Raw genomic sequence first — 7,000 nt, forward strand, 5'->3', positions numbered from 1 at the left:
AGGCGCACTCATGTGCGCCTTTCATTCATCGAACCCGTTCTAACAAGCCAACCTTTAATCAAGCTATCTGACGAGTGACTTCGAGGTATTTGCTGATATCGACAAAATCAATCTGTTCTGGTTTGAGATACTCTTCTGCATAACGCAGGTGAGTACCGCTGGTTAAGAACAATCTAAACAGTTCGATATCAAGATGCTCGTCCAACGACATTTTATACATGATGTCTACAGCAACACTGATTGGTTTCGCCTTCTTATAAGGCCTATCCGCAGCAGTTAACGCTTCAAAAATATCTGAGATCACCAGAATACGTTCTGGGATTGAAAGGTCATCACCTGTCAGCTTCCTTGGATAGCCTGTGCCTTTAAGGGTTTCATGGTGAGTCGACGCATAACGAGGCACACGGCTTAGCTCTTTCGGGAATGGCAGGTTTTCAAGCATCTTGATGGTACCAAGCATGTGCTCATTTATCTTAAACCTATCTTCAGCAGTTAAGGTGCCACGCGCAATACTCAGGTTATAGACTTCGCCCAGATTGTATAAGTGCTCAGGCACATCCATTTTTATTTGATATTTCGGGTCGAACTCTAACGGCCTATCTCTTTTCACTATATGTTCAGGCTTATCACATAACAGCGGCTCTACCGCTGGTAAGCTTGAGCTCGATTCTCGATTCAACGCCTCTATCGGTGACAAACCAAGTTGATCATCAAAGTTACGTGTCCAAGTAGTCTCAGCTATCAAGCGAATACGTGCGACTTTATCATCACTCATGAATTCACCACCAACGTTTGATGTCGCGATAAACTCAAAGTCCTCTTGTAACTGCTGTTTGGTTGACGCAAGTTCATCAGCTACCAGCTCAGCCGGTAGAGACCCTTCGAGTTGTTTTGTCAAAGCTGTAATTTCTGCATCACGCCAAAGCACTTCAAATCGAGTTCTCACCTCGTGAATTCGGTTGTAGTTAGCTTCTAGCTTCGTACCTTTATCGACGATGTGTTCAGGTGTCGTGATCTTGCCACAATCATGAAGCCAAGCCGCAATTCTAAACTCACGACGCTCATCATCATTTTCAAACTTAAAATCTTTGAAGTGCTCAGACTGTGATTTTTCAGCCACATCAGCCAGCATCAAACCCAGTTCTGGTACACGGTTACAATGCCCAGCCGTATAAGCGGACTTATCATCGATAGCTTGAGCGATAAGTTTAATGAACGACTCAACAAAGGCTTCTTGGGTCTGTTCATGCCGCTTAATCTCTGCAGCCATGCCTTTCACTGCAATAGACAGTTCCCATACCTCTTTAATTCGAGTCTCAACAAGCTCGACACTGTCATAATCACGCATCTTGATCTTATGAGTCTCCTCCTCTAATTGACGAATAGGACGCACTATCGGTGCACCAAAAACCCATGCAATAGGCAAGGTCAAACTCATCAGTAACATCGTTACGCCAACAGAGGTTACTAGACGTTTATTGACTGTACTAAAGATTTCAGTTTCGGGAATCAATACCGCAAAATACTCAGAGTAGTGTTCGCCCGTGTCTATTTTCTTTAAATAGAGATGCTTGACCTCGCCATTCAACTCTACCCTTATCATACTGCCTTCAACCGTTGCTTCCTTAGCCAAATCATAAAGTTCAGTATAAGGAACCGTCGTATTCGTATTAAAGCCGGTATCATGGAGCCACTTTTTCGCTAAGGCATCAAGTTGTTCATCACCCAATCTACTGATAGCCTTATCAATAATTGGAAGCAATTGCTTATGCTTGCTCTGCAACACCAAATGGAATTGATTTGTGTAGTTCCGTTTTAGATCTTCTAGAGTCCCATTGACAACAAGGCCTGGCTGGAAAAACCTATCTAATGCAAACGAGAGTACGGGTTCTGCTTCTAAGAAAGCAAAGTTCTCTTCGCTTTCAATTGAATTAAATGCAGACTCTAGGTTTTCAAATTCAACTAAATCAATGTTCGGAAAATCCTCTCTCAACTTAGGAATAATTGACCACCCAGATAAAATGGCAACTTTTTCACCCTCAAGCTCGGCATAATTAGTGACAACCTTCGCGCCGACCCTTGTCACGATAGAAAATGGCAATTCATAAATTGGAGTCGTGTATAGGCCATCTATGCCATTATTTTTATAATGTTGAACCGATTGCAGGCCATCAATACTTCCTTCTTGAAACTTACTGACAAGCTCGTCCCAAGAGAAACCATTCACAAATTCAAACCTGATCCCAGTCATCTCACCGATCATTTTGAGAAGGTCTATCGCATAACCGTTTGGTTTCCCCGCCACAGAAAAGTCCATCGGCCCCCAATCATTTTGATTAGAAACTAGCAGCGGAGGGGTATCGTTAACCAAGGTTTTTTGCTCAGATGATAATATCAATGTTGATACATCAAACTCCGATTCCTGATTATTAACCTTGAGGTTGGACGCTATGATATTTCCCGATTTCGAATATAAGAAAGACTCAACCTTACTATCTTCTGCTAATCCAAGCGCCGTACCTGATAATTTGTTAGCCAAAGAAGACAACACAATATCAATACCAATCACATGTTGAATTTCAGATTCTATTTTCGACTCAAACGCTAAAGAATAAGTTTGTCCGGTAATTTGTAAATGCTGAAAAAGATATGGCTGAGTTTTTTCGACCGACTGAACATTGGCAGAAACATACCAAGGCCTGGTCGTTGGAAAGTAGTTGCTCTGCTCCGTAGTTGAGCTTCTGAGCGTAAACTCTTGGTCAAAGTATTTCGTTGTCCGGACTCGCTCCTGCCCTATATTTTTAATCTCAACCACAACCCAACGATCCGTTTGTTGTGCACCTATTTTTTCTCTAACGACAGGGGCAGATTCTAGATTAATAATTTGGAAGAAATTTTCATCGGATGAGCCAATGTAAATACTATAAAAGAGAGGGTTATCTTTAATGGCTTCAGAAAGAATACTACGCGACTCTTCTTTCGATATTTTGTTACTGATTGACCGTTTCACTGAAGCAAGTAAACGCGCAGTGTTGGCTGCGTCAGAATCAATAGCGCCTATATAATCACTCAGGTCATGAGACACCATCGTCAATTTTGACAGAGTACTCTCCGTCGCCATTTTTTTACTGAAGTAATATTGCAGTGAAACCGCAACAACAGCTGTAAGAAATGTCGCGAGTAAAAACATTCCTCCAACAGTAAATCGTAACGAAATTTTTTTGTCTGTCATTATTCGATCCTTGAATAACCATTAGCTCAGAAATGTAACGTGCCAGCAATATTTATATTATTACAGTAGCATAACCCACCTAGCAACACATTATTCTATATATTTAATGTCGTTTCCCCATATCTCTTTTTGTGCCGTAATAAAGTACCCACTTTAATGATACCCAGCAGTATAAATCGACCAATAGTCAGAACAAATTGTTCAAATAAACTCAAGAAAAAATCAGAGTGATTATTTCTTGAAGAATCCTATAGCTGCGCCACCGTGAACTTTATGAACTTTATTCACCCAATGTTCTTTATCCTCAATATCACCGCATTACAGACAATTCTTTAACACACCGTTAACTTTAACGTCATCTGCTAAGCAATACCCTACTCGTGTATTTAGCAGCTGGATATAAAACATAAGTTTCTCTCCATTGAAGAGATCCCCTACATAAGGAACGTGAACCATGTTCAAGGCACTGAAACCTACTCTTGCGGCTTCTATCATCGCAGCAACCTTTTCTTTTAACACTTTTGCTGCTGACGTAGAAAAAATCCACTTCCTAATCCCTGGCGGCGCTGGTGGCGGTTGGGATATGACGGCTCGTGGTACGGGTGATGTATTAGTTAAATCCGACATCGTAGAAAATGTCTCTTTCCAAAACTTGTCTGGTGGTGGTGGCGGTAAAGCCATTGCACACCTAATCGAGACGGCTCAACGTCAAGAAGACACGCTAATGGTGAACTCAACGCCTATCGTTGTTCGTTCACTAACGGGGATCTTCCCACAATCTTTCCGCGACCTAACTCCTGTAGCAGCAACTATTGCCGACTATGGCGCAATCGTTGCGTCTGCGGATTCGAAGTACAACACTTGGGAAGATGTAGTAAAAGAATTCGAAAGCAACCCACGTAAAGTGAAAATTGCAGGCGGCTCGGCTCGAGGCAGCATGGATCACCTTGTTGTGGCGGCAGCGTTCAAAGGCGAAGGTTTTGATGCGAAGAAAGTGCGATACATTGCTTACGATGCAGGTGGTAAAGCAATGGCAGCTCTATTATCTGGCGAAACACAACTGCTTTCGACAGGCCTTGGTGAAGTGCTAGAAATGTCTAAATCAGGCCAAGTAAAAGTATTGGCGGTAACGGCACCAAAGCGTCTTGATGCGGCACCAAACATCCCAACACTAACTGAGTACGGCAACGAAACAGTATTTGCTAACTGGCGTGGCTTCTTCGCGGCACCTGGCACTAGCCAAGCGAAAATCGACGAGTGGAATGTAGCTCTAGGCAAGATGTACAAGACCGATGAATGGCAAGTGGTTCGTGACCGTAACGGTTGGATTGACAACTACAAAGCTGACAAAGATTTTTACGCCTTCCTAGAAGACCAAGAAAAACAGATGGGCGACCTAATGCGTGAGCTTGGTTTCTTGAAATAACTAACAACCATAGAGGGTCTATGTGCCCTCTTACTCTTTCCTTGTTTCGCCGTACATGAGTTAACTTCAAACTCCTTTGTTTATTCGTAGACGTATTACTAACGCTTGCCGATTCGTTGTAAACGCAAGTGGCTGATAAACCAGTACCGTAATTCGCTTACCTTTGGTTAGTGATCCCAGACATTCTTCATTAACTCGCTCATGTACGGCTTTTTTACTATTTATACCACCCCAAATGGAGTTGGATATGTCGGACTTACCAACCAAATTTCTGAGTAAGGAATCTTTGCTTTCAAAGGATCGCATCGGAGCCATGATCTTTATGCTGGCGTGCTTGTGCTATGGCTACCAAACCACGCTAATTCCTTTGTTCCCCGGTGACGAGTACGAACCCTTCACAGCAAGAACTTTACCTACCCTATTAACGTTTATCGGCATCGGCCTGTCGTTGATCCTACTAGTTACAGGACAACCGGACCAGAAGGTTTCATGCGACACCACGCCGTTGAACTGGAAGCTGCTCATTGGCTTTTTAGTGTTGATGGCTTTGTACGGTGTTGGACTGACTTATCTTGGCTTTGTTTTAGCAACTAGCTTCTTCTTGCTTGCTGGCTTTTACCTATTGGGTGAGCGCCGTAAATCTATTTTATTTGGCGCGTCATTTCCTTTCGTTATCGCGTTCTTTTTATTATTAACTCAAGGCTTAGATATCTACCTAGAGCCTGGCTTAATCTTCACTCTTTGGTAGGGATAACATTATGTTAGACGGAATTTTACAAGGACTTTCTACCGCTGTGATGCCAATGAACATCATGATGGTAATTGTGGGCTGCTTCGTGGGTACCTTCATTGGTATGCTCCCGGGGCTAGGTCCAATTTCAGCAATCGCGTTGATGATCCCGATTACATACGGCCTAGACCCTTCTTCTGGCTTAATCTTAATGGCAGGTGTGTACTACGGCGCAGTATTTGGTGGCTCAACGTCATCAATCTTAATCAATGCTCCAGGTTGTTCTTCAACGGTAGTAACCGCATTCGACGGCTACCCAATGGCACAAAAAGGCCAAGCAGGTAAAGCGTTGGCACTAGCAGCCTACTCTTCTTTCACTGGCGGTACTCTGTCAGCAATCATGCTTTTGATTGCAGCACCGGCTCTAGCAAGTGTCTCATTGAGCTTCCAGTCGTCAGACTACTTTGCATTGATGTTGTTAGGTCTATCGGCTGTAGCGGCTTTTGCAGGCCCAGGTCAGGTAATAAAGGCATGGATGATGACCATTCTTGGTTTGATGTTATCTACTGTTGGTATCGACAAAGGCGTTGGTGTTGAGCGTTTCACGTTTGGCCTAACAGACCTAATGGATGGCTTTAGTTTCCTACTTCTTGCTATGGCAACCTTCGCTTTAGGTGAGACTTTAATGGGTATTTTGAAACCAGAGAAAGACACCAGCGGCGAAGAAAGCCAAAAGATGGCCGATATTGGCAGCATGAAAGTGACCAAAGAAGAGTTCAAAGAAGTCGCGCCCGTTTCGATTCGTTCTTCAATTCTTGGCTTCTTCACTGGCGTGCTTCCGGGTGCTGGCGCGACTATCGCAGCTTTCTTAAGCTACGGAATGGAACGCAGCCTAGCACCAAAAGACAAGCAGAAAGAGTTTGGTAAAGGCAGTATTCGTGGTCTTGTGGCTCCTGAATCAGCAAATAATGCAGCTTCGAGTGGTTCATTCGTTCCGCTACTGACACTCGGTATTCCGGGCTCTGGTACTACAGCAATTATGCTTGGTGCACTCATCGCTTATGGCATCCAACCCGGTCCTCGCTTGTTCGTTGAGCACCCAGATGTATTCTGGTCGGTAATTATCTCGATGTACTTTGGCAACATCGTGCTGGTTATCTTGAATCTGCCTTTAATCCCTTACATCTCTAAACTGCTAGCGGTACCAAGAACGGTACTACTGCCAATGATTATTTTCTTCTCAATCACAGGCGTGTACTTGGTGTCTTTCAACACGATGGATGTGTTTGTGATGCTAATTGTGGCAATGGCGGCGATAGCGTTAAGGCTGGCCAACTTCCCGCTCGCACCGTTACTGCTTGGCTTCATATTAGGTGGTTTAATGGAAGAGAACTTGAGACGCGCACTGATGATCAGTGATGGTGAACTCAGCTTCCTTTGGGAACGCCCTATCACAATGACCTTCACCATTTTAGCGGTATTGGTTCTATCTAGTCCTATTCTGGTTAAGCTGTTCAAGAGCTTTAGAGCGAAGCCTGTTGAGGTATAAGCTTGGCTTAGCCTAGAAAACAAAACGAAATAAAGGGAGCCTCAGGCTTAATGCCGTTCACTT

General features: G+C 43.6%; 4 protein-coding genes. 3 read left to right on the top strand and 1 reads right to left on the bottom strand.

Annotated elements, in window-relative coordinates:
• Nucleotides 1-58: 58 nt before the first annotated feature.
• Entirely contained in the window at nt 59-3,232 is a 3,174-nt protein-coding gene (locus AB4589_RS16680) for an HD domain-containing phosphohydrolase (RefSeq protein ID WP_372101201.1), read from the bottom strand.
• A 454-nt stretch (nt 3,233-3,686) separates the two neighbouring features.
• Between AB4589_RS16680 and AB4589_RS16685 the strand changes: the two genes are divergently transcribed.
• The 3 genes from AB4589_RS16685 to AB4589_RS16695 all read left to right on the top strand — a co-directional run bounded on the left by AB4589_RS16685 (nt 3,687) and on the right by AB4589_RS16695 (nt 6,937).
• Entirely contained in the window at nt 3,687-4,658 is a 972-nt protein-coding gene (locus AB4589_RS16685; protein ID WP_009846588.1) for a tripartite tricarboxylate transporter substrate binding protein, read from the top strand.
• A gap of 247 nt (nt 4,659-4,905) precedes the next feature.
• Nucleotides 4,906-5,406 (top strand): tripartite tricarboxylate transporter TctB family protein, encoded by a 501-nt coding sequence (locus AB4589_RS16690; protein ID WP_009846587.1) that lies wholly within the window; start codon nt 4,906-4,908, stop codon nt 5,404-5,406.
• A 10-nt stretch (nt 5,407-5,416) separates the two neighbouring features.
• Nucleotides 5,417-6,937, top strand: coding sequence for a tripartite tricarboxylate transporter permease (locus AB4589_RS16695; RefSeq protein WP_009846586.1), 1,521 nt, complete (start codon nt 5,417-5,419; stop codon nt 6,935-6,937).
• Nucleotides 6,938-7,000 lie beyond the last annotated feature (63 nt).

The organism is Vibrio sp. 10N.222.49.A3 (assembly GCF_041475145.1).
Taxonomy (GTDB): domain Bacteria; phylum Pseudomonadota; class Gammaproteobacteria; order Enterobacterales; family Vibrionaceae; genus Vibrio; species Vibrio tasmaniensis_A.

Bases quoted from the DNA above. Each gene is read 5' to 3' on its own strand.
- AB4589_RS16680 (WP_372101201.1), bottom strand. From the start codon at position 3,232: ATGACAGACAAAAAAATTTCGTTACGATTTACTGTTGGAGGAATGTTT.
- AB4589_RS16685 (WP_009846588.1), top strand. From the start codon at position 3,687: ATGTTCAAGGCACTGAAACCTACTCTTGCGGCTTCTATCATCGCAGCA.
- AB4589_RS16690 (WP_009846587.1), top strand. From the start codon at position 4,906: ATGTCGGACTTACCAACCAAATTTCTGAGTAAGGAATCTTTGCTTTCA.
- AB4589_RS16695 (WP_009846586.1), top strand. From the start codon at position 5,417: ATGTTAGACGGAATTTTACAAGGACTTTCTACCGCTGTGATGCCAATG.